General features: G+C 60.2%; 1 protein-coding gene. It reads right to left on the bottom strand.

Annotation, left to right across the window (positions count from 1 at the left end):
* Positions 1–697: immunoglobulin-like domain-containing protein (locus tag ACLM5J_RS20830; protein ID WP_413658597.1), on the bottom strand; the 697-nt coding region annotated here is incomplete at its 3' end.
* Positions 698–724: the final 27 nt, after the last annotated feature.

Below are 724 nucleotides of genomic sequence, written 5' to 3'. Positions count from 1 at the left end.
CGTGGGCCAGCTTGGTGTTGATGTGCACGGTGAACGCCGCTTTGACGTTCTCGGCTACCGAGGTCTGATCGGCGGTGATGGTCACCAGGACCAGATCGCCTTCGTTACCGTCTGGGACACCCGGAGTGCCTGGCTCGTCGGTAACCTGGGTTTTGACCTCGGTCTTGTCCAGAGTCAGTTTCTCGAACTTGCCGTCATCTGCACCGCCAACGGTGGCGATCGAGTTGACCACTGCCGAGTTGGTACCGACGTAGACGTTGTCCGGGGCAATCACAGTAGCCGAACCGGTGGTGCTGTTGGCCGCCACGACAATTGTGGTCTTGTCGCTCAGGGTGAAGGTCAGTTCACCGTGGTTGTTGATCGGCAAGCCGTCTTTGTTGGTCAGCGTGATGGTGTAGGTGATCTCGCCGCCTTCGGTCACCGAAGGCGTCGCGGTCAGCTTGGCCACTACTTCGTCAATGGTATCGGTCACCTGGACAGTGGCCTCACCGCCCAGTTGCAGGTTCTCGAAGGTCGCGCCGGTAGCGTCTACCGCCGACTCGATACCCAGCTTGATGGCACCCTTGTCGATGTAGACGTCTTCGCCTTGCTCGTCATGGATGTACGGCGCGCTGGTCTCGCCGGCCTTGATGGTGACCTGGGCGTTGTTGCTCAGGGTCACGACCAGGTCGTGGGCCAGCTTGGTGTTGATGTGCACGGTGAACGCCGCTTTGACGTTCTCGGC

The sequence above is a fragment of the Nocardioides sp. Bht2 genome (genome assembly GCF_047308515.1).
GTDB lineage: Bacteria > Actinomycetota > Actinomycetes > Propionibacteriales > Nocardioidaceae > Nocardioides.
Note: the sequence above shows the minus strand (reverse complement) of the source record. Positions and strands in the feature narration are given on the sequence as shown.